Raw genomic sequence first — 24,551 nt, 5'->3', positions numbered from 1 at the left:
ATTATTGTTATCAGGGTGATTATTGTCTTACAAAAAAAAATGCAAAAGATTTTCTTTTTTTGGAATAACAAATATGTGAACAATTATCAGTAAAAAAAAATGTTTTGGACTATAATTTTTGAAAATATTTTTGTAAAGGGGTTTTTTGAAAAATAAAATTTAAAGTAAAAATTAATGAAAGATCATCAGATTCAAGTGCGTGTTCGTTACTCGGAAACAGACCAAATGGGGGTAGTTTATCATGGGAATTATATACCTTATTTTGAGATAGGAAGGGTTGAATGGCTTAGAAACAAAGGGATTTCATATAAAATGATGGAAGAGAACGGTATTGGGCTACCAATAGTGAACATGAATATCAATTTTAAAAAATCGGCAGTATATGATGAGTTATTGACCATACATACTGTTTTCAAAAGTCTGACGTCTGTGAGGATAGAATTTGATTGTGCTATATATAACGAGGCTAAAGAGTTATTAACAACTGCACAATTTATGTTGGTATTTGTGTCGCTAAAAACGGGTAGGCCAATTGCACCTCCGGATTACATTTTAGATATGGTTAAATCTTTTGAATAATCCTCAAAATGATTTCTTTTAACTGAGGAATTATAGTTTTTTTATGTCTATTTCAAACAATGATTGAAAAGCGTCGAATACTGTTTCGGCATTTTTTTTTCTTGTTTTTACTGTGATTTTTCCAATTGGCAGATTGGTTTCTTCGTTTATTAACATCTCTTGAGATGCAATTTCTAGCTTTTTTTCTTTAATTACCCGCATGACTTTGTTCATATTTTTATAATCAAAAGAAATTTGAAAAGGGACATCAATTGTTTTTTCGATTATTTCGCAAGATTCCAAAGTAATTTGTGCTGAAGTTTTATAAGCCGAAATCAATCCACCAACCCCTAATTTTATTCCGCCGTAAATCCGAACCACAACTATAAGAACGTTAGTAAGTCCGAAAGATTGTATTTGTCCATAAATGGGGGTTCCAGCCGTACCGCTGGGTTCACCGTCATCATTGGCTCTATATTGAATTTTTTCAGATCCCAATTGATAGGCATAACAATAATGTACAGCGTTTGGGTGTTGTTTTTTTAGGATTTCTATCAGTGGTTTTACTTCTTCCTCTGATTCTATAGGGAAAGCATAACCGTAAAATTTACTGTTTTTTTCTTTGAATAAAGATTCTTCCGAAGGCGATGCAATAGTATTATAGGTATCTTTCATTTTCAAAAATCAAAAATAAATGGTAAGAGGCAATGTCAAAAATCAATTTGAAGTATTAATATAAATTATCTAATTGCCTCATTTTCTAATTTTCAAATTATACCTTTTTCAAATAAATCAACTACATCTTCTTCTCCTACTTGCAGATTCCAAACTGGAAGTCCAAGTGCTTCTGCAGCATCTGTATTTTCTTTTTTATCATCAATGAATAATGTGTGTTTTGCCTGCAACCCGTTTTGATCGAGTACAAAATTATAAACTTCGGGATTGGGTTTTCTCATTCCAATTTCAAATGAAAAGTATATTTTTTCAAAACATTGGTAAAAAGCGCTGTAAAATGAAGTGCCTGTTTTTTGTTCAAAAGTGTCAATATGTATGGCGTCGGTGTTACTCAACAAAAACAAGCGATATTTTTGAGAAAGCATTTGTAGAAATTCCAAACGGTACAAAGGAAAGTCCAATAGTATGGCGTTCCAGGCTTTGGCAATATCTTCGATAGCAGCATTGTTAGTGTGTTTCTGGATTCCGCCCAAAAAATCTTCCTCCGAAATTGCTCCTACTTCATATTGCAAATTCAGTTGGTTTAAATCTTCGTTCCAATGGGAAATGCCAAGATTTTTTAACCCGTCCAAGGTGGCTTGTTTGTCCAAATTGATAAACACATCACCAAAATCAAAAATTATAGCATCAATCATAGTTTCTTGTTATTGTGAGTTCGTCCTCTTCAATTGTATACTTTTCGGAATTTATTTTTGGTATCAAGGGAGCTTTGATTCCATTTCCCAAAAACGCTTTTCCTGTAAAAATTCGGGCCTCATCCCAAAGATTGGCATCGATAAAGGTCTGCAAAGTTTGAAGACCGCCTTCAATAATAACCGATTGAATATTGTGTTTATAAAGTAAATCAGCAATTTGTCCGGCTATATTTTGTTCAAAATTAATAACTTCAAAGGTAGTGCTTTCTTCTGAAATAGCGGTTTTGGAATTGGTAAAGACTATTGTTTTTGTCTGATTATCCAAAACAGCATTCTCTTTTGGTATCCGGTTGTACTGATCCAATACCAGTCGAATCGGGTTGTTTCCATACCAATCTCTAGCATTGAGTTTGGGATTATCATCAATAACAGTTTGAGTTCCTACCAAAATGGACTGTTCCTCGGTTCTCCATTTATGAACCAATTGTCTGGAATGACTGTTGGTGATCCAAACTGGTTTTTTTTCTGATTTTTCAAGTGGCGCTATAAAACCGTCTTGGCTTTGAGCCCATTTTAATAGTATATAAGGTCTTTTCTTTTGATGAAAAGTAAAGAAACGTTTGTTGAGTTCGTTACATTCGTCTTCGAGTATTCCGACAGTGACATGAATACCCGCTTCGATTAATTTTTTGATACCATTTCCGGCTACCATTATATTTGGATCGACCGTTCCGATAACGACATTTGGAATCCCATTTTTTATAATCAAATCACAGCAGGGCGGCGTTTTTCCAAAATGACTGCACGGTTCCAAACTTACATAGATTGTGGATTTCTTTAACAGTGATTTGTCTTTAACCGAATTCACGGTGTTGACTTCGGCGTGGGGTTCACCAGCTTTTTGGTGCCATCCTTCGCCTATGATTTTGTCTTCATAAACAATAACGCTTCCCACCAAGGGGTTGGGATAAGTTGCTCCTAGTCCGTTTTTGGCCAAAGCTATGCAGCGTTTTATGTATTTTTCATGTATTTTCACTTTGCAAAAGTAGTGATTTTTGAGTTTAAGATTTAGTTTTGAAACTTGGGATGTTTCCCATTTACATTGGCTATTTTTGCATATTGATTAATAAATAGTGTGTTTTATGGATAATTGGATGATCAGGAAAATTCAAAAAGAAGACAATCAGTCGGTTGCCCAATTGATAAGAGCTGTATTTGATGAATTGAACATCCCGAAAGTAGGAACGGCTTATGAAGATCCGTATCTCGATTTGATGTTTGAAGAATACAATAAGCCAAGATCGGTATATTATGTAGTAGAAAATGAAGGGAGAATCGTTGGTGGCGCAGGAGTGGCACCACTCGCAAATGAAGCAGAAATTTTCTGTGAATTACAAAAAATGTATTTCCTTCCGGAAATTCGTGGAAAAGGAATTGGAAATCAAATGATGGAGAAATGTTTGCAAAGTGCCCGAGAATTTGGTTTCGAGAAATGCTATCTGGAAACGATGCCTTTTATGTATGATGCTCAAAAGTTGTATAAAAAATCAGGTTTCGAATATATTTGTTCTCCAATGGGAAGCACAGGGCATACGAGCTGTCCAGTTTGGATGCTGAAAGATTTATGATAAATGTATCCCGTTATAAATTAACCACTAAGAACGCAAAGAATTACACAAAGTACACAAAGCTTTGCGTACATTGCGATTCCTTTGCGGACCTTGCGGTTAAATTTTAGATATTTCTAAATCATAATAGTAATTTTTTTTTTTACATTAAATGAAAATAAAAGAATACAGAACCCAATTTATTCAGGAGCTTGCATCTATATATGATGAAGGCGAAGCAGAGAGTTTTTTCTATTTGATATTGGAAGAAAAACAGCAATTGAAAAGAGTTGATTTGGCTTTGAAACCTGATTTGGTGCTTTCTGATGAAGAAATTCAGGTTTGGAATTCGATTTTGGAACAATTGAAATTGGAAATTCCGATTCAGTATTTATTAGGGAAAACAAGTTTTTATGGATTGGAATTTGAAGTAAATTCAACCGTTTTGATTCCGAGGCCAGAAACGGAGGAATTGGTCGATTGGATAATTGAAAGTCAAAAGTCAAAAGACAAAAGTCAAAATCTAAAAATTCTAGACATAGGGACAGGAAGTGGATGTATTGCAGTTTCGCTAGCCAAGAATCTTCCAAATGCCAAGGTTTTTGCAATTGATGTTTCCGAAAAAGCTTTGGCGACAGCCAAAAAAAATGCCGAAAGTAATTCGGTTGACGTTACTTTTATGGAGCAAAACATACTTGAGACAACGGATTTAGGTCAGGAATTTGATATCATCGTTTCGAATCCGCCGTATGTTCGAAATCTCGAAAAAGAAGAAATCAAGAAAAATGTTTTAGACAATGAGCCTCATTTAGCGCTTTTTGTCGACGATAATGATGCTTTACTTTTTTACAGAAAAATAGCCGAATTGGCTCAAAAAAACTTGTCTGTTTCAGGAGAATTGTATTTTGAAATCAATCAATATTTGGGAGAAGAAATGGTTGATTTACTTGAAAAAATGAATTTCAAAAACATTGAACTCCGTAAGGATATTTATGGAAACGACAGGATGATTTTTGGAGCGCATTAGCTCTCGTACAATGTTATTAAGTTAAGATTTGTATTTTCTCGCCAAGACGCAAAGGCGCAAAGTTTTACACGGAATTCTTTGCGCCTTTGCGCCTTTGCGAGAGTTATATTTAGAAAAATCGTATCGAGAAATCGCTAACTTAATGTCATTGGGATCTCGCGAACAAAACGTGTTTTTTATAACATCATAAAAATTAATCGGTTTAAATCAGTTTAATCCGTGGCCAATTAAACATTATTCATAACGCAACGCCTCAATCGGATCCAAATTTGCGGATTTAACAGCGGGATACAAACCCGAAACAAGTGCAACAATAAAACTCGTTAGAAATGCAGCCATAATGGCTCCCCACGGAATTACAAATGCAAAATGCATCGCTGTCGAAAGTCCAAAACCGATTAAGATTCCGAAAATAATTCCGACCAAACCGCCTATTTGCCCAATCAGCAATGTTTCAATAAAAAACTGAAAAGCAATAGTTGATTTTTTTGCGCCCAAAGCTTTTCGGACGCCAATCTCGCGGGTGCGTTCCGTTACCGAAACAATCATAATGTTCATCAAGGCGATAGACGACCCGAGGATGGTGATAATTCCTATGATCCAAGATGCAAATCCTAGATATTGTGTGATGCTAAGGATTCTGTTAATCAAATCATCACTTCGTACTATAGCGAAATTATTGTCTTTTACGGGGCTTAATTTTCGGATTCTGCGCATGCTGCTGATGGCATAATCGATCGCCTGATCTAATAATTCTTTTTTGGCAACCATAACACTCAAACTGTAGTTGATATTTGGAGCGGTAAATAAGGAACGAGCAACCTGAATCGGAATCAAAATTCTTAAATCTTGGCTATTGCCAAAAGTGGAGCCTTTTTCTTTTAGGATTCCGATTACTTTAAATTTTGCCCCTCTTATCGAAAGTATTTTGCCAATCGGGTTAACGTCTTTCAGGATTCCTTTAGAAAAATCGGAGCCAATTACGCAAGTGTAAGTATTGTTGGAAATGTCGAAATTGCTGAAATTCCGCCCCATATTGGTCTCGAGTCCCGAATTGACCAAAAAATGTTCGTCAACCCCCAAAACTCTGATTTCGGGATCGGTTTTCAGGGCTTCGTATCTCACTTCGGCAGTCGAAGTTGCAGTAAAGGACAGCGAGGTTTCGGTAAAAGGATAATTGTATTTATTCTTGAAAGCCACGGCTTCGGGATAGGAAATAATAGGGTTGATGATTTCACGTTCCTTTCCGCCACGTCTACGGGAGGTATTTTCGTATTGGTTAATGTTGAATGTATTGGCCCCCATCGAAGCAAAATCCGATGACAAAGTGTTCTCCAACGCCGCAACAACCGTAAGGATTCCGACCAAGGCAGTAATACCTATAGCGATAATCATCACCGTCAAAATGGTTCGCAATAGCTGTGTCCGAATAGAACCAAAAGCAATTCGGATATTTTCTTTGAATAGTTTTAGCATCATGCTTTGTTTGACACGAAAATACATTTTTTGTTACAATTACTATTTGAGAAATTAAAAGGGCGCATTAAAAAAATCACCATATAAGGCATATAAGAACATATAAGTTAAAGTTTTCTAGGTGCAGGCTTATATGTTCTTATATGCCTTATATGGTTAAAAGAGTTCTCCCAAATTAAATCCCAAATTTTTCAAACATAATTATTTTAAAAGTAAGATATTTGCAGTCGATTTAGGATTTATCGTGTAATCGAAAAATCTAAAATCTAATAATCCAAAAATCTAATAATCTAAATAAATGGCTTCAAAACCAAGTATTCCAAAAGGGACAAGAGATTTTTCACCTGCTGAGGTGGCAAAAAGACAATATATTATCAAAATCATAAAAAGTAATTTCGAAAAATTTGGATTCCAACCTATAGAAACCCCATCTTTTGAAAACTCCGAAACCCTAATGGGGAAATACGGAGAAGAAGGCGATCGTTTGATATTCAAAATATTGAATTCTGGTGATTATTTGGCAAAAGCCAATGAAACCCATTTGGAAGCCAAAGACAGCACACGATTGACATCCAGCATTTCGGAAAAAGCTTTGCGTTATGATTTGACCGTTCCGTTTGCCCGTTACGTTGTGCAACACCAAAGTGAAATTGAATTTCCGTTTAAGAGATACCAAATCCAACCCGTTTGGCGAGCCGACCGTCCTCAAAAAGGGCGTTTCAGAGAATTCTTTCAGTGCGATGCCGATGTTGTGGGGTCAAAATCGCTGTGGCAGGAAGTAGAGTTAGTGCAGTTGTATGACTCGGTTTTTGCAGCTTTGGGTCTTGCAGGCGTTACCATAAAAATCAATAACCGAAAAATTCTTTCGGGAATTGCCGAAGTGATTGGCGCATCAGATAAATTGATCGACTTTACTGTTGCTTTGGATAAACTCGACAAAATAGGCGAGGACGGCGTGAAGAAAGAAATGATTGAAAAAGGAATTGCAGAAGAAGCCATTGTCAAAGTACAGCCTTTGTTCAATTTCACCGGAACAATTTCTGAGAAAATAGAAAAATTATCGGTTTTACTTTCCGCTTCTGAAGAAGGTTTGAAAGGAGTAGAGGAACTACGATTTATATGTGATAATGTTATTAATTTAGGATTGTCTACAGCCAGTTTGGATTTGGACGTAACATTGGCCAGAGGTCTTAATTATTATACCGGAGCCATTTTTGAAGTGGCTGCGCCCAAAACAGTTGCCATGGGTTCCATTGGTGGCGGTGGGCGTTATGATGATTTGACCGGTATTTTTGGCTTGAAAAACATGAGTGGAGTTGGAATTTCTTTCGGACTTGACCGAATCTATCTGGTTCTGGAAGAATTAGGATTGTTTCCCGAAGCAGTAACTTCAACATCCAAAGCATTGTTTATCAATTACGGCGAAGACGAAGCTTTTTATTCGATGAAAGCCATCAAAGAATTGCGAGCCGATGGTATTAAAGTAGAATTGTATCCCGACAATGTAAAAGTGGGAAAACAATTCCAACACGCCGACAAACGATTTATTCCTTATGCAGTAATTGTGGGTGGCGAAGAAATGAATGATAATCAATACAGCTTGAAAAACCTGGTTTCTGGCGAACAGAAAAAAGTGAGTTTACAGGAACTGAAAGATATTTTGAAATAACAGATAAGTCAAAAGGCGAAAGTCAAAAAAAAGCGAATTTCACAGATTGCACGAATTAATAATTTGTGCAATCTGTGAAATTTGTTTTTATGAATGTATGCTAAGCAAACCAAAAAAGGATTGTCCCTTTTTACCATTAAGACATTAAGAAAATTAAGTTTTTAGGCTTAATGAATCTTAATGTCTTAATGGTTTTAGGAGAAAAACAACTTTGTATTTATGGTATGAATTTGGATTTTTCTAACATCCAATTGTAGATTTTATCTTCTCTAAAAAAATGTTCAACACTGCTGTGATTTCCTCCTTTCACAACTGTAAAAGTAAGATTGGCATCGGGATTGCAGGTTTGGATAGCTTTGACCATTTTTTTGGATTCCGAAAGCGGGACAATATAATCTTTGTTTCCATGAATAACCCACAGCGGAATCGTAGCCAGATTACAAGCGTCTTTGGTATTTCCGCCTCCGCAAATGGCAACGGCAGCCGTGATTTTATCGGGATATTTGCCTGCAAAATCAAAAGTGCCATAACCACCAAGACTCATTCCGCAAACATACACTTTTGATAAATCGGTGTTGTAGTTGTTTTGCACATATTCCAGAAGTTTCAAAAGTTTATCGGGATTCCAAGGTCCCGAAGCCAGTTGAGGAGCAACCACGATGGCTGGTATTTCTTTTCCAGTTTCTATTGCTCGCAAAACGCCATATCGTTTTACACGGTCTAAATTGGTTCCAGACAGACTTTTTCCATGTAGAAAAAGAATGACGGGAGCTTTTTTGTCTAACACTTCTTGATTGGGTAAATTAATCCAGAAAGGATATTCGGTTTGGTCTGTGATGGCTTTTAGCTGTGCCTGAACGGTAGGAATAGCACAAAGTGTAAGTAGGTATAGTAGAATTAAACGCATGAATTGGGGGTGTTATTTAAAAATGGGGTTGCAAAGTAAGTTTTTATAATTAAAAAAGGCAAGTTTTTTGGGAATTTGTCTAGTCCTAAAATAACTATACAGAAAAACGTTATGAGAAGTAATAAAAACAAGTAGGAGCTAGTATGAGTTTTTTTTTGGTTTAGATTTGTTTTTGCATTATTTTACAGCCAAAAAATAAAAACTAATATTGTAATTATTAGGTTTTTTGGGGCACAAAATTTTTCGATTAATGTCAATCCACTTTATTTTACAAGTACTTTGAAAAAAAGAAAATAGATGTAATTATAAATTCTAAAATCAGGAAAAGAATATGACCAAAAATTAAAATATTTAGAAATAAATAAACATAATTTTATAAAATAATTGAAATTAATTAATGATTTTTTAAAAAAACTAATAATGAAAAAAGTAACTTTTTTTACCATAACGGTAATGCTATTATTGGTAACAAAATCTTTTTCCGCTGATGTTTATACGGTAGTGTCTCCCAATGGCAAACTGAAGCTGGATATTCGTACAGCAGATTCTCCAAAAGCCAAGGGGGAATTAATTTATAATATTTCCTATAGTGGAAATGCGATTATCTTAAACTCCAATATGGGAATAAATGGTTGGGATAGCGGGTTCACAATAGAAAAAGAAGAAAGAACTTCTAACAATACAACATGGAAACCTGTTTATGGTGAACGTAGTGTAATAACAGATAATTATAATCAGACAATATTCATCGTTAAACAAGAAGGGCATGACACTAAATTGCATGTTGTTGTTCGTGCCTATAACGAGGGAATCGCTTTTAGATATGTATTTGCAGAAAGAGAAAATGCAACGGGATACAGACGGGGAGGTGATTTTATGAAAATTAACTCCGATAAAACCACCTTTGTGGTACCCGAAAAAACTTTTTGTTATCTCACTTATTCAGCACAAGGGAATCCACAATTGATGCCGATTAAGAATTGGAATGGTGAGGCGGAAAGACCTTTAACATTAAAACTTGATAATGGACTTTATGCCACATTGGGTGAAGCTGCCGTAGTGAATTTTTGTCGCACTAAATTCAGGGTTGAAAAAGGGGATGAAAATATTATTCGCAGTTCAATGTATGACATGGTAGAAGAATATGAGCCCCTTGAAATGCCATGGAAACTGGTTATGGTTGCCGAAAAGCCTACTGATTTATTGGCAAACAATGATATTTACCTGAACTTAAATCCGGAATCAAAAATCAAAAACACGGATTGGATTAAGCCAGGAAAAATTATTCGTATAGTATCACTCACCACAAAGGATGCAAAAACTGCAATTGACTTTGCCGAAAAACGAAAATTGCAATATGTGCATTTTGATGCCGGTTGGTATGGTGCAGAAACATTGATGAATTCAGACCCAAGTAGGTATGACCGAGTAGATCCTGATCGTTCATTGGTAAATGATCTGAATTTGGAAGAAGTCGTGAAATATGCAAAATCGAAAGGTATTGGGGTTTGGGTTTACGTAAACCAAAGAGCACTTACGAATCATCTTGACGAAATTCTTCCGCTCTATCAGTCATGGGGAGTTGTGGGAATTAAATTTGGTTTTGTTAATGTGGGTAGTTATAGATGGACAACATGGCTTCATGAGGCTGTGGCTAAATGCGCCAAATACAATATTATGGTAGATATTCACGACGAATACCGTCCAACTGGTTTTAGTCGTACTTACCCTAACTTACTTTCTCAAGAAGGAGTCCGTGGGAATGAAGAATTTCCAGATGCAAATACAAATACTTCTTTACCTTTTACCCGTTTTCTTTGTGGTGCGGCAGATTGTACAGTATGTTATTTTCAGCGCAAAGAATTTAAACCGGAGATTAAAAATGAAGCTCGTTTATTAAAAAACACTTCAGGACATCAATTAGCAACTTCGGTTGTGTTTTACAGTCCGTTACAATTTTTATATTGGTATGATGCCCCTGCGGATGTACTTGATGTACCGGAATTAGAGTTTTTTGACCAACTGCCAACAGTTTGGGATGACTCCAAAATTTTGAGTGGAAATATAGGAGAATCTATTGCCGTGGCACGTCGTAGCGGGACAAAATGGTTCGTGGGTTGTATGACTAATAATGAGAAACGTACTATTGATTTTTCATTTGATTTCTTAGATCCTTCAAAAAAATATCAGGCAACAATTTATTCTGATGGTGGAGAAAAAGTTAAAACTCCGACCCATGTCAAAATTGAAAAAAAGAAAATATCATCTGATTCAAAATTAAAATTAGAATTGCTTGCAAGAGGTGGTTGCACAATGATTATTGAGGAAATTAAAATAGTCGACAATTAAATAGGAAAAATGAAAAAAAATATAGTTTATGCTTTGATATTTTTGTGGGGGCTGAGTATAAATGCCCAAACAAAAATTTATGTATCTCCAAAAGGGAATGATAATGGGAGCGGAGAAATAAAATCGCCATTACGGACTATTCAATCTGCTATCGAAAAAAGTCGTAAAATGCAGGGAGCTGTTGTCATTGAACTTCTTGAAGGCAATTATCATGTGAATAAAACGATCGAAGTCAATAGAGAAGATTTAACAATCAAATCTTATAATAGACAAAAAGTTTCTGTGTCAGGAGATATGGTAATTCCAGTAAATAAAGCAATCAAAATAAAAGATAAACAAATTCTTAGTCGGATTGACAAGGCTCTTGTTGACAAAATTTATGAAATTGATTTTGGGAAAATGGGTATTTCCATAGAAAGGATACATGCTGTGGGATTTGGTCGTGCGAGTAAAGAAGGCTGGAGCGAATTAGTAGTCAATGGGGAACCGTTAAAAATGTCAAGATGGCCAAATGACTCTATGGAACCTATTGGGAAAGTACTGGTTAGTGGAAATGAAAAAGATAAAGAAACAGGAAATCTACCCGTCTTTAAATTTGATACTGATCGGCCAAAACGTTGGGAAAAAGCAGACGAAGTATGGTTGTCTGGTTATTTCGGGTATGGGTATGCCGATGATATGATTCCTGTGAAAAAAATAAATTATCAGGATAGTACTTTTCATATGGCCGATTTTACGAATTATCAGTTTAATTCGGGGAAGCCTTTTTTGCAATGGTTCGCAGTTAATCTTTTGGAAGAAATTGATACGCCAGGTGAATATGCAATTGATGCAAAGGCGCAAAAGATATATTTCATGCCGAAAGGCGAAATTAAAGAATTACGATTACTGACATTAAAAGCGCCTCTTTTTGCTATAGAAAATTGTAAAAATGTCTTAGTTAAAGGATTAACGATTGAGAATTCTAGAGGCATTGGAGTTTATATCGAGAATGCACATAATGCTGTTGTTGACTCTTGTACGATAAGAAATTTAGGAAGCGCTGGTGTTAGTATGGGCAAAGGTAATATACCCAATGATAACAAAAAACTGCACAATATGGCAAATGCCGGAGCTCAAATTTCAAGAGAAATTGGAGGAATGGCAGGCGCTCTGTATGCTAATCCGGTTTTGAACCGTCAGGCAGGAACAAATAACGGTGTGTCAAATAGCTACATTTATGATACGGGTGCCGGAGGTGTTATTCTTAGCGGAGGCGACCGTCTCACTCTTGAAAGAGGAAATAGTTTTGTAGAGAACTGTCAAATACATGATTTTAACCGTATTGAAAAATCGTATAGGCCAGCAGTATGGATCGATGGAGTAGGAAATAGGGTCACTCGTTGTGATATATTTAATGCGCCAAGTATGGCTATTATTTTTCATGGAAATGAGCAGGTTATAGAATATTGTAAAATAACCAATGTATGTACCGAAATTGATGACCAAGGAGCTATTTATTATGGAAGAGATCCTTCTGAAAGGGGAAATATTATTCGTTATAATTATTTTAAAGAGATAAGTCCAAGACACAGTGTTATGGCGACTTACCACGATGATTTGGCTTGTGATGGAAAAGTTTACGGTAACATTTATTACAAAGCAGGTTCTAAGCCTGTGATGATAGGAGGCGGAAAAGACAATCATTATTACAATAATATTTTTATAAATTCTCCTTATGCAATTCATTTGGATAATCGCGGTAACAATTGGGGGAAATTTATGACTGTAAAAGGAGCTATTGTTGATCAAAGATTAAATCTGGTGAATTATACCCAGCCTCCCTATTCAACGGCCTATCCTGAACTGGTGAATTATTGGAAAGAAGGAGCTGAAATGTCGTTACGTAATGTTTTTAATGGTAATTTATTTGTAAATATCAAAAACGTAATTCATGGAGAAAGCTCAATGGGAGAATTTTATAATAATTGGGATACACCAAATGATCCTGGTTTTGTAGACATAAATGATCCTTTAAAAGGATTTAAAGAAGATGCCGAAGTTTTTAAAAAAATTAAAGATTTTCCCAAATTACCTTTTGACAAAATCGGGTGTACCTTAAAAAAAAAATAAGTAACTAAATTAATTTGGGACGGATTAATATTAATAATGAAAATAGAAGAAATTATGCAAAATCTTCATGGGATTTAAAACTAGAATTTTGACAAAGAAAACAGCATTGACTTTGATTCAATACATCAATAAATTTGTATTTGACAGATCTATAAACAATATTAAAAATCAATACATTTAATTACACCCAACGGGTTTACGGTATTAGTTATTTAAGTAACTCGTTGGGCTTAATTAGATTTTGCTACTAAAATATGTGAATTGTGTAGTTAAGACTTGTCAGTTTGTCATTTCGTCTCGTCACAAAAGACGAGACGGAATGAACAAAATGGTATTTTTTCAATTTTAAACAATTATACCAACAGGTTATTTTAGTATTTCTTTTATAATTTGACTTTGTTTTGTTTTTGAAATTTTTAGGGGTGGATACATATCTGGTTTATTGCACCAGTTTTGTTCAAATGCAAAATAATCAGGTATGGAGGCAGAGGTATCTCCTTTCAACTCTGCGATTGACCTAGTTACAAATAATTCCCATCTTGGTAAATAAAAATGCCCCATCAACCCACTCCATTCTTTGTTTGCATATTCATGAAGATTAGTGTCTGAATTATCCGGTCCCCAATAAGTAATCTGCATTTTTGCATTCTTTACTGCTATACTTTTCTCGATAGATGTTTTTCCAAAATCATTAGCCTGTTTTAGCCATGAATAAACCTGAAAATGTTCATTGCAACTCAACAAAGAATCTTGCATTTTTATCATAGACAAAAACAAGTTAGATTGTTTTGAAAACTGGTTAATATTTTTTTGTTCAAAAGCTGTTACCATATCTTGATACACTTTTTCACCCGTATTGGCTAAAACCTGTCTTACAAAATCTATTTTATCAATTTGATAGGTAGCACTGTTGTTCATTTCATCTGAGGCATCCACAAAAAGTTTGACTCCTTCTTTAAATTTCACAACATCATAGTTCCTCTCTCTTGTCCCCCATGAAGAAACACTTGCCACTTTCAAGGAAGGCCTCGCGCAAAATACCGACTCAGGTGGGCCTTCCAATGATTTATTAAAACTGATGTAAATGGTTTGCAAAAAAATCTCCCAAGCCTGTTGTATTTTTTTATTGGATTTTCCATAACGAGCATCAACAAACGATTTAATCCAATCTGAAGTTTCTACTTTCTCTGAGTGCCAGGCAAGATCCAAAACCAAATCATACACTACAGGATTATTATGTATCCCTTCAGGCATAATGCCCACACCTTTCATGAGGGAAGCATATTCGCTGTTATTTGCCCTGTATACTTCGTTGGCAAAACGTTGTAGCTTTCCATACATACCATTTTTATCTCCAAAGTTGGTTACGGTACACCAGATAAATGGTGTGCCTTCATATCCTTTTCGGCTAGACCAATTAGCCGTATTTTCTCCAAACAATTCTTGCACTAGTACTTTTGACTTATCCAGCTTTGATAAAATTTTTGATGAAGGATTAATCTGCCACCCCATCAATACCCATGTACTCCCAGAAAAATGATTTTGCATTTCGGTTTGCACAAGTCGTCCATAATCTGCTACGTTGATATCACCCGATTTTCCTCCTTCATGAAAAGGATCTCCAGAGAAATAATGCAAATCGCTACCATACAACTTTTTCATCTCATCATAATAGAGGGCTGCTATCTTTTTAAAATTATCATCAGGTTTGAGAAATGCTGGACGTTGAAAACCGCCTGCCCATTGTCCTTGTTCCAATATATCTATTCCTTTATCTTTCAAAGTATTGGGCACCATGCCGTAAAAACCCTGCATCACGGGTTGCATGCCAAATATTTTCATTCTGGCTAATATCTTTTTTTCTAAATCCGACTGTTGATTAATAATGCCTTGGGTAATAGGACCTCCCCAGCCTTGCAAATTGCCCATCAGCCACCAAGCTGAAAAAGCTGGGCCTGCAATGAATTGTAGAATTTCTTTTTCATTATAGCCTAATTTTTGCAAAGTATTTTGCCAAACAGCTTCTACACCAATTGGAGCCAACACTAAGTTTACACCATTCAAGGCCATCCAGTCTAGTTCATGTTCCCACTCTTTCCAGCCATAAAAGCTCATGGTGTAATTAATGGTGCAATAATTCAGAGCAAATCGTATATCTGCATTGGATATAATCTTTAGCGGCTCTTTTATTACAGGTAATTGGTCAACAGCAGAAAGATTATCACCCATATGTGACATGGAACGATGGCAATAATTTTTAAGATAATATCCTAGTCCTTTGGTTGCAGCACTGGTGCTTGATGCTGATAATTCAAGACGGTTATTTTTTGTTTGCAAAATAAATACATCCTTCCCGCTTTCTTTCGGTATAGATGAAAAAGATATTTTTTCGGATAACCAAGGTATGCGTCGCTGTGCCAATTCTTTTACAGGTTGATAGATTGATTGAGCTTTTACGACAACCAAAAAGAACAATAAAACAATAAGGAAGCTTATTTTCGTTGATTTCATTTTTTTATTTAGTTTTTTTATGTTGGTGAGATTATTTATTTCCTTTTCGAATCCAGCAATATATTAACCACTTTATCTAGGACAAAAATAATGTATGTTCATGTAAGTGACTTTACTTTTACACCGCTATTTTTCTTAATCTCTGACGTTCTTTTTTGTTGAATATTACTTAGAAATTTAGCCAAATGAAATAAAATTTGGAATGTTGTTAGATGATGTATAATCTAGCGTAAATCTATTTTTTTGCTCTATCATCTCGGACTTTCCTTTCACCTGTATGGTTATATCCTTGCTCTCTTTCATAGCGAATCATTTCATCAGGTCTGAAATTGGTAATAAAGGCGCGACGTTGCTTATCGGTACTGTTTCCTCTGCTGTAATGCAAAGTACCCCCATGATGAAATACACAACTACCGGGTTTTATTTCCATTGCTATTGCTTCTTCTTCATTCGCTTGGCATTGTAAAGCACCTCCTTTTGCCGACGGCTCATGTAATCTTGTAGGTTCTAAGTGAGATTTAGGCACGTACCACATGCATCCGTTCTCTTTTGTAGCCTCATCTAATGCTACCCAACAGCTAGTTGCTCGGGTATCAGGCATACTTATCCAATAAGCACAATCTTGATGCCAAGGAGTAGGTGTGTTGGTATGCGGAGCTTTATTAATGAGCATATCAAAATCAAGAGCAATATCATCTCCTAATAATTGACGGGCAATAGCCAGTGATTTTTGATGAAGAGGTTGGTGTAATAAATTCGGATAAATTCGGCTGGGGACCATTATTTGAGTAATGCGTTCAACGGTTTTATTTGTAACAGTACCATCGGCTTCACCCGCTAAGTCTCCACGGTATCTTGAAGCATCGATTTTATTTGATAAGAAATCCTCATACAAGTTTTGGTAAGTTTTGACTTCCTCTGCAGTTAATAAATTTTCAACTAATAGATAGCCGTTTTTGTTAAAAAAATCAATTTGTGATTGTAGAATAAGATCTTCATTCATTTTTTTTATTTTTTGATAAAGATATATTTATTGTCAACACAAGTTGTTCTGTAGAATATTGTAATACTATTTTGAACAGAAAAGTCGTTTATGATGAAGTTCCTTTAGCTTTAATTTGCGTTGGAGTTTTACCGGTATATTTTTTCATAACGGTCGAGAAATATTGTGTTGTAGAAAAATTGAGCGAATAGGCAAGGGTCGCAAGTGAAATATCAGGCTGTTCTTGTATGATTTCGATTGCCTTAAAAACGCGTTGTCTCTGGATGTAATCCGCAGGTGTGAAACCGGTGTTTGTTTTAAACCAATTTTTGAATCTGGATTCTGAAAGGTTAGTTTCCTTGGCTAGCATTGTTATTGAAATATCTTCTGTAAGATTAGTCGAAATATAATCCAGAACAGAATGCAACCTTTGGTCAACAATTTTTTCTTTTCGTTTTACAACTATATCAAATAGTTGTAATAAAAAAGTCTGTAGCAACAGTTCTGTTCTAATGTTCTTGATTGTTTTATTTTCTTTAGAAGCCTCGTTTTGAAAAATGGCCTCTAGTATTTTTTTTGCCTCATTACCAGCATGGAAATGTCGAATGTTTAGGTCTATTAACTCTCTCAATAAGGAAGATACATTGGCACAAGTTAAATCGCCTGTTTTAGGATTGTTATAAGTTGTTTTTATAATAAGCCAGTACATAGATCCTTTTCCTTCAGGGGCACCTCCAGAACTATGTATTTCGCCAGGAAAATGAATAAAAATATCGCCTCCTTTTACCAAGTATTTTTTATTATTTACGACAAATAGTTGGCTTCCTTTTTCGTAATAACATATTTCTATCATTCCTTCATGGACATGCTCTTCTAATTTTTTTTCAGCTTTATTGTACTTGTACCTTCCTAAGACACACAAATCAATGTAGCCAGATTTCTGAAAATCGATAATAGTTCTTTCTTTGGTTGATTTGATATCTATTTCCATTATAATTAAGTTACAGTATTTAAACAATTTAAATACAATGAAAAAAGGAATTAAAATGATTAATAAGTATAACCAAAGTTAATTCTCCGTTTGTCCCTTGTTTTTGATATACTCGCTAGGCGAAATATTGTATACTTTTTTAAATTCGCGGTTAAAGTATTTAGCATTATTGAAACCTACTTGTTCTGAAACAGATAGGATAGAGGTTTCACCTTTTTGAAATAACTCGACTGCGTGTTTTAGACGCTGTTTTTTTATATAATCGTTTAAAGTAAGGTCGGTAAGTGCGCTAAATTTTTTGTACAAAACGGCTCTACTCATACCAATTTCTGAAGTAATGAAACTGATATCCAAATCGGCGTTGGAAATATTATTTTCGATGATTTGTTGCAGTTTTTGCAGGAATATCTCTTCCTGTGACGATTCTGTACTTATTATAATAGGCAATTTTAATAACTGCTCACTATATTTCTTTTGCAAGGCATTTTTTAAGGATAAGAGATTACGAATATTAAGTTGCAAAAATTGATCGCTGAAAGGCTTGGTAATGTAGGCATCGGCGCCATATTGTAAACCTTGTATTTGATGTATAGGAGCCGACTTGGCTGTTAGCATAATTACCGGAATATGAGAAGTACGTACATCTGTTTTTAATTTTTTACAAAGTTCCAAACCATCCATAATAGGCATCATAACATCGCTGATAATCAAATCAGGAAGATTCTGAATCGCTTTTTTATAGCCTTTCAACCCGTTTTTACTTTCAGAAACATGATATTGATTTCCCAAAGATTGTTTGATGAATTCCCTTACTTCATCATTGTCTTCTACAATTAAAATATGTGCGGTTTTACTTTCGTTCTCAATAACAGGGGAGGCAATATAATCTTCTGTTGTATAATTATTAACTTCTTCATAAATCGGATTTTCGATAGTAGGCGTTGTAGTAATATCAATCTCGTTTATATGATTTTTTCCTAATTGTAATACAACTGTAAAAGTAGTTTTTCCTGCTTCGGTCGCTGTAGCCGGTTTACTAGCCGCCTTTATTTTTCCTTTATGGAGTTCTATCAAACTTTTTGACAGTGCCAAACCAATACCTGTTCCTATATTTTTTCCGGCTTGATAAAAGTTTTTGAAAATATAATCAATGTTATCAATGTCAATGCCTTTGCCATTATCGGTTACAGTAATTTTTACTGTTCGGTTTTTTAGAGCAATTTTTAGGGTTATTCTGCCTTCATTTTGAGTAAATTTGAAGGCATTTGATAGTAAATTAAAAAACACTTTTTCTATTTGATCTTTGTCAAAATAAACCAAAATTTGTGGATCACTACTTTTAAATGTGTATCGAATATGCTTGGACTCGGCAAGGGGTTGGAAATGATCAAAGACCGATTTTAAAGCACTAACAATATCCTTTTCAAAAAAATTCAGGCTCAAGTTACCGGAATCAGCTTTCCTGAAATCCAATAATTCGTTTACCAATCGATACAAACGTTCAGTATTATTTTTAATGCTGACGGCATATTTATTAGCTTGTGTGTTTTCAGCGGTTAATTGCTCTAATTTTTCAATAGGTCCTAAAATAAGGGTCAATGGAGTTCTGATTTCATGGGAAACATTGGTGAAAAAGTCCAGCCTCATTTTTTCAAAATAAAGTTCTTGTTTAAGGTCTGCTTTTGTTTTGAAAAACTTTAAGATGTAATAAGCTATTGCAAAGGCTGTCGCAAAATAGATAAGGTAGGCCCACCAGGTTTTCCAGACAGGGGGAAGTATAACAATTTCAGTTTTTTTGACATTCTTACTCCAAATACCGTCATTATTAGCTGCTTTGACTAAAAGATGATAGTGTCCAGCAGGTATATTGATATAGGTAGCAGATGGAATATCTACATAATTCCAGTTTTTTTCTAAACCATCAAGCTTGTACGCATATTTGTTTTTATTTGATTTTATAAAATTTAATGCCGAAAACTCAATTGTAAAATTATTTTGAGTATGGTCAAAAGTCAAGGTGTTGCTGAAATTGATGTCTTGATTTAGAATACCGTTTTCATCGTTTATTTTGACAGGGGCATTTGATAATTTGAGGTTAGACAGCACAACATCTGGTGGAATCCTGTTTATCGCTATGTTTTTAGGTATAAAACTGACTAAACCGTCAAACGTTCCAAAAAATAGTCGTCCCTGATGATCCTTTAAAACAGAATTGGTATTAAATTGATTGGCAGGGAGACCATCAAGCATGTTGAAAGTTCTAAAAGTTTTTGAACTTAGGTTGTATTTTACCAAGCCATTATCTGTACTTATCCATAAGTTTGAATCATTGTCTTCTATGATGCCTGATATATTGTCGCTTGGTAAACCATTTTTGATATTAAAAATTTTAAAGCTGTTGTTTTCCGGGTTGAGTAATGCTAATCCATTACGTGAGGTTCCTGCCCACATATTGCCTTGACTATCCTGGTAGAAGCAGTTAACACTATAATTGAATGGTTTGTGTAAGCTGTCTTTAAAAATTTTATACTGTATTCTTGAATTTTTATAAAGATGAATTCCTCCTCCCAAAGTTCCTATCCAAATAGATCCTTTTTTATCTTCAAATAGTGTGTAAATAGATTTGTCAATAAATGTTTTTCCCTTGAGAGCTATGAAACTGAATTTTTGATGGGTAATATCAAGAATGTTTAACCCCAAATCGGTTCCAATAAATAAAATATTTTGCTTGTTGATAACTAAGCTGGTGATGCAATCTGAGGCTATAGTGTTTTTGTCGGTATTTCGTCTAAAAGTTGTAACCTTCGAGGTTTTGGGATTAAACAAATTTAAGCCTCCATAATCGCCTGCACCAATCCATAAATTTTGATCCTTATCAATGGCAATGGTCTTAACCAAATTGGAACTTAGGCTGTTTTTATTATTACTATTGTTTTTATATTTGCTAAATTGCTGATTGTTTCTATCAAAGTAATTTAGACCTCCGGCTTCTGTACCAATCCATAAATTGTGATTATTGTCTTCGGCGATTGGACTTATTATATTGCTGCTGATACTATTTTTATTAATGTTATTTTGATAAATAGTGAAAGGAGTATTTACCGAATAAACCACGTTGACTCCTCCAAAATAAGTCGCTATCCAGACGGAACCATCTTTATCCTGAAAAACATCATAGATAGAGTTCTGACTTAAACTATTTGGATTGGATGGATCGTGTTGGTAGTTGCTAAATTGGTGGGTGTAGGGATTTAGAATGGATAATCCATCTTGGGTACCGATCCAAATCGATCCATTTTTATTGAGCAAAATTTTACGCACATTATTATTTACCAATGAATTTTTGTCATTGTTATTTTTTAAAAAGTGTGTCAGCAGTGCTGATTTTTTGTCAAAAAGATAAAGCCCTCTTGTTTTTGTTCCAATCCAATATTTTAAATTTTTATCTTGGACAATGGAATTAATTTGATCTATATTTTCACCGTTTTTAAATATGGAACTCAAATGTCTTTTTATAATGAGTTTTTTATTGGAAAAAAATAATTCAAATAATCCTGCAGAGGTTCCTGCCCAAATGTGTTTTTCATGATCTTCGAAAAGTTCTGAAACATAAATGTTTCCCTTTGCAATTGTGATCGGTATAATTTTTTTCCCCTTGGCAGTTTTAAATTTTAATTGGTTTTTTGTTCCAATCCATAAATTACCTTTTGTGTCTAGTAATATTTTTTTGACGCCTTCTTTTTGAGGAATAATGCTTTCAAAGGAATTATCTTTTGAATGATATAAATCCAAGCTATTCGATTGCACCCACATAGTGTTGTTTTTACAGACTATTAAGGTTCTTATTAAATCAATGGAAGATAGGCTGGTTTTATCTTGCGGGTCATTTTTAAAAACTTTTACTGTACTCCCATCATATCGGTTTAAGCCATAAGTAGTACCAAACCACATAAAACCAGTGGAGTCTTGAGTGATTGATAATATAGAATTGTTTGAAAGACCATTAGTAACATCCAAACGATTAAATGATAATGAATTAGTCTGAGCTAAACTTTTAGAAGTTAAAAAAAATAAAGTCCAAAAGCAAATTCCTAAAAAAAGTGATCCTAGATTATGATTTTTAAAAAGCATTAAAAAAAATTAAATTTTGTAAGATTAAGGGTGCATGTGTGTTATTGAAATATTTGAATTTCACAATTAATGAATGAAAAAGTGAAAGTTCGATAATTATCATGAAAAAATCAATCTTTATGATTACATAACTGGTCAAAAGTAATAGAAAATTCAAAAGTTTGGCTATACAATAAGAAATAGATTTTTTAAAATCAGGTATGATCTTTTTAATCAATTAATTATATAAAAAAATAATCTAAAAAAAAGAGACGATTTCTGCCCAAAAAAAGACGATTGTGTCCACTTTGGAGTCAATGTCAAGGTACTTTTACGAACCAATAAACAGAACCAATGCTTTGTAAAAACAAATTCCTCATAAAAGGGAATATGAGTACAATACGTTTATAACGATATATTCCTATGTAAAAATGGTAAAAAGTATTTAATAATATAGAATAATAACAAATAGAAAAATATGTTGAAAAATAAATTAGTTTGCTGTAGAAGTCTTTCCATTGTTCTTCTACTTTCTTTATTTGGCTTTAAAGCTCAAGCACAATGGGATTTTAAAAGCAATTATTTCAAAATCCATGTCAATAACAAGGGATTTATTACTAGCATGAAAAATACGACTGTAACTCCCAATCGCGAGTTTAGTCCAACAGACAAACCATCACCGCTGATGTGTTTGTACGATAGTCATAAAAAGAAATATTACGAACCACAACAGGCAAAATACGATATCAAAACCAAAACTTTTACGTTGAATTATTCAAATGGTTCAGTAGCAAAAGTGGTGCTTTCGCCAAAAGCAAAATATTTGAAATTAACACTTCAATCACTTACTAAAAGAGAAGGTATAGATGATATTCAATGGGGGTCTTATCATACTAATATCACGAATTTGTTTGGAGAAATGATTGGTGTAGCCAGAGATACGACCAAAGTGGTCAATTACGCAATTGGAGCAATGGCATTGAACGATCAAACTACTGGCGGAATTTCTGGTACTGTAGGAGATGCTGCTCCGTTTCAATATATGATTCATAGCCCAGATCCAAAACGTTTTCCTTTACCAAGTGATTTACATGAGGGACAAATTTTTTCAATTGGAGGAGAAGGAAGAATTGACGTTTATTTTTACAGTCATCCTGAGGAATATTACCGAATTTTATACGGAAACTCGGCTTTGATCGACGAAAAAGGACGTGTTTATATCACTTACCATTCTCTAGATAGAACAAAGAGAAGAGAAATTTTATTTTCATTAATTCCAATGAAGGAAGCTAATATTCCAAATCATATTGATGTTCCTGCAATTCCAAAAGTTGATTATATCGGTTCTTCAATTGCACTATGGGGTAGCCCGGACAATATAGCTCTTATGGATGTATTGCAAAATATAGTGTTATCCGAAAAATTACCCTATCCTACCGTAAATGGAAAATGGATAAAAGATCCGTCAAGATATATTCCGGATGTCACAACTTCTGGAAATCTGTTTGACAGTATTCCTTCTTATACGAAACAATTAGGGTTTAAGGCAATTCACGCAAATGATTTGCCTAATTACAGACCGAATCGTGGTGTTAAAGGATACATTGATGGAAAAGCATTCGAGGAAAAGCCTTTTAAATTCACATCAGGAAATAAATCACATAAAGAATTTTCTGAATTATGTATTCCTTTAGGAATAACTTTCGGACGACATACTGTTTGTACAGCTTTGTCTCAGGGATCCAAAGATGCTAGTCCTATTCCAAGTGACAGTTTGTGTTACCAGCAAAGACGTCTTTTAGCAAAAAACCTTAATGCTACAGATACAATTATTCAGGTGAATGATCCAAAACATTTGGAGGAAATTGGAAGTTGGGAAGGACACAGCAAAAGTTTAAATATGATTAAGATAGGAAAGGAATTGATTCATTATTTGGGAGTTACCTCTACTTATCCTTATACTTTGAAAAATGTAAAAAGAGGGTATTGGGGAACTACTGCAGCAAATCACAAGGCCAACGATACCATCTACAAAATGCAAGTGACTATTAATTGGGGTTATGATGGATTGGTTCCTAATATCGATTTGCAGGATAAGATAGCCGAAGATTATGCTGATGTGGCAAAAATTAACGGAATGTATTTTATGGATTTGGATGGACAAGAATTTCTTTTCAATACAGGTCAGGGATATTACGGTGTGAAAAGATTTTTTAGAAAAATGTTTGACAGAGCTGCTTCTTATAAAATACCTGATTTGAGAATTACAGGTGCCACACTTTCTGAAGGTTCTTGGCATTATCAAAGCGTTTGGAACGTAGGTGGCGGTACAAACATGTACGATGTAGAGAAAAGGGTATGGGGAAGCTCTACAAGTGAAGGAAAAGATCTTAGAGATGTTGCTTTTGCTAATTTCTTTCCTGCAACTTTTGGGGGGAACTTTAGTATAAACAAAAATTCTAAAGTAGAAGATTATGAGCATGTTCAAGCAATTTCAGTCGGCGTTGGAGCGACTTACATGTTGGGACTCGATCAGAATTCAGTTGAAAGTAGTCCTCAAAAATATCAAATCTTTAAAGCCATTAGAACTTGGGAAGATGCCAGAGCAGCCAATGCTTTCCCTGATGATCTAAAAAGAAAATTAGCTGACCCGAAAAGAAGTTGGACTTTGGAAAAAGGAAAAGGGAACAGCACATGGATTTTGTATGAAAAAATAAACGGAACTAAAACCAATCCTATAACTTTAACAAGAGCAGAGGGATATTGATTTGCTATTGCATCAAACCAATGAAAATAAATATAGTTCTTTAGCCTTAATCGCTTTATGCGGTATGGCATTTGTTGGCAATCCCACCTTAATCTAATCAAACTTTATATGTAAT

Annotated in this window: 16 protein-coding genes and 1 pseudogene; 8 read left to right on the top strand and 9 right to left on the bottom strand. The window is 34.6% G+C overall.

The window, feature by feature from the left end; genetic code table 11:
• Positions 1 to 174: 174 nt before the first annotated feature.
• Positions 175 to 579: an acyl-CoA thioesterase gene (locus EM308_RS17820; protein ID WP_035637071.1), complete on the top strand. Its 405-nt coding sequence runs from the start codon at positions 175 to 177 to the stop codon at positions 577 to 579.
• A 30-nt stretch (positions 580 to 609) separates the two neighbouring features.
• On the opposite strand, the gene EM308_RS17815 is transcribed toward EM308_RS17820, so the two are convergent.
• From EM308_RS17815 to ribD, 3 genes are all read right to left on the bottom strand, one after another.
• A complete protein-coding gene (locus EM308_RS17815) occupies positions 610 to 1,239 on the bottom strand; it encodes an IMPACT family protein (protein ID WP_035637073.1) in 630 nt (209 codons plus the stop codon).
• Positions 1,240 to 1,325: 86 nt separating this feature from the next.
• Positions 1,326 to 1,928, bottom strand: coding sequence for an HAD family hydrolase (locus tag EM308_RS17810; protein WP_035637075.1), 603 nt, complete (start codon positions 1,926 to 1,928; stop codon positions 1,326 to 1,328).
• On the bottom strand, positions 1,921 to 2,964 hold the full coding sequence (ribD, locus tag EM308_RS17805) for a bifunctional diaminohydroxyphosphoribosylaminopyrimidine deaminase/5-amino-6-(5-phosphoribosylamino)uracil reductase RibD (protein ID WP_035637077.1): 1,044 nt from the start codon (positions 2,962 to 2,964) through the stop codon (positions 1,921 to 1,923). The genes EM308_RS17810 and ribD overlap by 8 nt, the downstream gene beginning before the upstream one ends.
• Before the next feature lie 106 nt (positions 2,965 to 3,070).
• On the opposite strand from ribD, the gene EM308_RS17800 reads away from it, so the two are divergent.
• Together EM308_RS17800 and prmC are read left to right on the top strand one after the other, a co-directional pair.
• Entirely contained in the window at positions 3,071 to 3,556 is a 486-nt protein-coding gene (locus tag EM308_RS17800) for a GNAT family N-acetyltransferase (protein ID WP_035637079.1), read from the top strand.
• A 151-nt stretch (positions 3,557 to 3,707) separates the two neighbouring features.
• Positions 3,708 to 4,562: a peptide chain release factor N(5)-glutamine methyltransferase gene (gene prmC / locus EM308_RS17795; RefSeq protein WP_035637081.1), complete on the top strand. Its 855-nt coding sequence runs from the start codon at positions 3,708 to 3,710 to the stop codon at positions 4,560 to 4,562.
• Positions 4,563 to 4,796: 234 nt separating this feature from the next.
• Here prmC and EM308_RS17790 read toward each other — a convergent pair whose 3' ends face one another.
• Positions 4,797 to 6,041 (bottom strand): ABC transporter permease, encoded by a 1,245-nt coding sequence (locus EM308_RS17790; RefSeq protein WP_035637089.1) that lies wholly within the window; start codon positions 6,039 to 6,041, stop codon positions 4,797 to 4,799.
• A gap of 295 nt (positions 6,042 to 6,336) precedes the next feature.
• Between EM308_RS17790 and hisS the strand changes: the two genes are divergently transcribed.
• Positions 6,337 to 7,707: a histidine--tRNA ligase gene (gene hisS, locus EM308_RS17785; RefSeq protein WP_035637082.1), complete on the top strand. Its 1,371-nt coding sequence runs from the start codon at positions 6,337 to 6,339 to the stop codon at positions 7,705 to 7,707.
• A 217-nt stretch (positions 7,708 to 7,924) separates the two neighbouring features.
• On the opposite strand, the gene EM308_RS17780 is transcribed toward hisS, so the two are convergent.
• A complete protein-coding gene (locus EM308_RS17780; protein WP_035637083.1) occupies positions 7,925 to 8,614 on the bottom strand; it encodes a carboxylesterase family protein in 690 nt (229 codons plus the stop codon).
• A 420-nt stretch (positions 8,615 to 9,034) separates the two neighbouring features.
• Between EM308_RS17780 and EM308_RS17775 the strand changes: the two genes are divergently transcribed.
• The 3 genes and pseudogenes from EM308_RS17775 to EM308_RS18145 form a co-directional block, all read left to right on the top strand.
• Positions 9,035 to 10,963, top strand: a complete 1,929-nt coding sequence (locus EM308_RS17775; RefSeq protein ID WP_035638581.1) for a glycoside hydrolase family 97 protein — start codon at positions 9,035 to 9,037, stop codon at positions 10,961 to 10,963.
• 9 nt (positions 10,964 to 10,972) lie between these two features.
• Positions 10,973 to 13,075, top strand: a complete 2,103-nt coding sequence (locus EM308_RS17770) for a right-handed parallel beta-helix repeat-containing protein (protein WP_035638583.1) — start codon at positions 10,973 to 10,975, stop codon at positions 13,073 to 13,075.
• Between the two features lie 58 nt (positions 13,076 to 13,133).
• Positions 13,134 to 13,256: pseudogene (locus EM308_RS18145) on the top strand (IS982 family transposase); the annotation flags it as partial.
• 185 nt (positions 13,257 to 13,441) lie between these two features.
• Here the strand turns inward: EM308_RS18145 and EM308_RS17765 are convergent.
• The 4 genes from EM308_RS17765 to EM308_RS17750 form a co-directional block, all read right to left on the bottom strand.
• Positions 13,442 to 15,586 (bottom strand): alpha-N-acetylglucosaminidase, encoded by a 2,145-nt coding sequence (locus EM308_RS17765; protein ID WP_035638585.1) that lies wholly within the window; start codon positions 15,584 to 15,586, stop codon positions 13,442 to 13,444.
• Positions 15,587 to 15,821: 235 nt separating this feature from the next.
• Positions 15,822 to 16,589: a phytanoyl-CoA dioxygenase family protein gene (locus EM308_RS17760; protein WP_081907321.1), complete on the bottom strand. Its 768-nt coding sequence runs from the start codon at positions 16,587 to 16,589 to the stop codon at positions 15,822 to 15,824.
• Between the two features lie 88 nt (positions 16,590 to 16,677).
• Positions 16,678 to 17,559: an AraC family transcriptional regulator gene (locus EM308_RS17755; protein WP_035638588.1), complete on the bottom strand. Its 882-nt coding sequence runs from the start codon at positions 17,557 to 17,559 to the stop codon at positions 16,678 to 16,680.
• Positions 17,560 to 17,637: 78 nt separating this feature from the next.
• Positions 17,638 to 21,690 carry a hybrid sensor histidine kinase/response regulator transcription factor gene (locus tag EM308_RS17750; protein ID WP_051877838.1) on the bottom strand — a complete coding sequence of 1,351 codons (4,053 nt, stop codon included), beginning with the start codon at positions 21,688 to 21,690 and terminating at the stop codon, positions 17,638 to 17,640.
• A 457-nt stretch (positions 21,691 to 22,147) separates the two neighbouring features.
• Here EM308_RS17750 and EM308_RS17740 point away from each other — a divergent pair, with 457 nt between their 5' ends.
• On the top strand, positions 22,148 to 24,436 hold the full coding sequence (locus EM308_RS17740) for a hypothetical protein (protein WP_035639176.1): 2,289 nt from the start codon (positions 22,148 to 22,150) through the stop codon (positions 24,434 to 24,436).
• Positions 24,437 to 24,551 lie beyond the last annotated feature (115 nt).

The sequence above is a fragment of the Flavobacterium gilvum genome, from assembly GCF_001761465.1.
Taxonomy (GTDB): domain Bacteria; phylum Bacteroidota; class Bacteroidia; order Flavobacteriales; family Flavobacteriaceae; genus Flavobacterium; species Flavobacterium gilvum.
The sequence above is the reverse complement of the archived record's forward strand: the minus strand, read 5'-3'. Positions and strand labels throughout refer to the sequence as shown.

Coding starts and splice junctions, on each gene's coding strand:
- EM308_RS17810 (WP_035637075.1), bottom strand. CDS start 1,928: ATGATTGATGCTATAATTTTTGATTTTGGTGATGTGTTTATCAATTTG.
- EM308_RS17780 (WP_035637083.1), bottom strand. CDS start 8,614: ATGCGTTTAATTCTACTATACCTACTTACACTTTGTGCTATTCCTACC.
- EM308_RS17760 (WP_081907321.1), bottom strand. CDS start 16,589: ATGAATGAAGATCTTATTCTACAATCACAAATTGATTTTTTTAACAAA.
- hisS (WP_035637082.1), top strand. CDS start 6,337: ATGGCTTCAAAACCAAGTATTCCAAAAGGGACAAGAGATTTTTCACCT.
- EM308_RS17770 (WP_035638583.1), top strand. CDS start 10,973: ATGAAAAAAAATATAGTTTATGCTTTGATATTTTTGTGGGGGCTGAGT.
- EM308_RS17800 (WP_035637079.1), top strand. CDS start 3,071: ATGGATAATTGGATGATCAGGAAAATTCAAAAAGAAGACAATCAGTCG.
- EM308_RS17740 (WP_035639176.1), top strand. CDS start 22,148: ATGTTGAAAAATAAATTAGTTTGCTGTAGAAGTCTTTCCATTGTTCTT.
- EM308_RS17750 (WP_051877838.1), bottom strand. CDS start 21,690: ATGCTTTTTAAAAATCATAATCTAGGATCACTTTTTTTAGGAATTTGC.
- EM308_RS17755 (WP_035638588.1), bottom strand. CDS start 17,559: ATGGAAATAGATATCAAATCAACCAAAGAAAGAACTATTATCGATTTT.
- prmC (WP_035637081.1), top strand. CDS start 3,708: ATGAAAATAAAAGAATACAGAACCCAATTTATTCAGGAGCTTGCATCT.
- EM308_RS17775 (WP_035638581.1), top strand. CDS start 9,035: ATGAAAAAAGTAACTTTTTTTACCATAACGGTAATGCTATTATTGGTA.
- EM308_RS17790 (WP_035637089.1), bottom strand. CDS start 6,041: ATGATGCTAAAACTATTCAAAGAAAATATCCGAATTGCTTTTGGTTCT.
- EM308_RS17765 (WP_035638585.1), bottom strand. CDS start 15,586: ATGAAATCAACGAAAATAAGCTTCCTTATTGTTTTATTGTTCTTTTTG.
- EM308_RS17820 (WP_035637071.1), top strand. CDS start 175: ATGAAAGATCATCAGATTCAAGTGCGTGTTCGTTACTCGGAAACAGAC.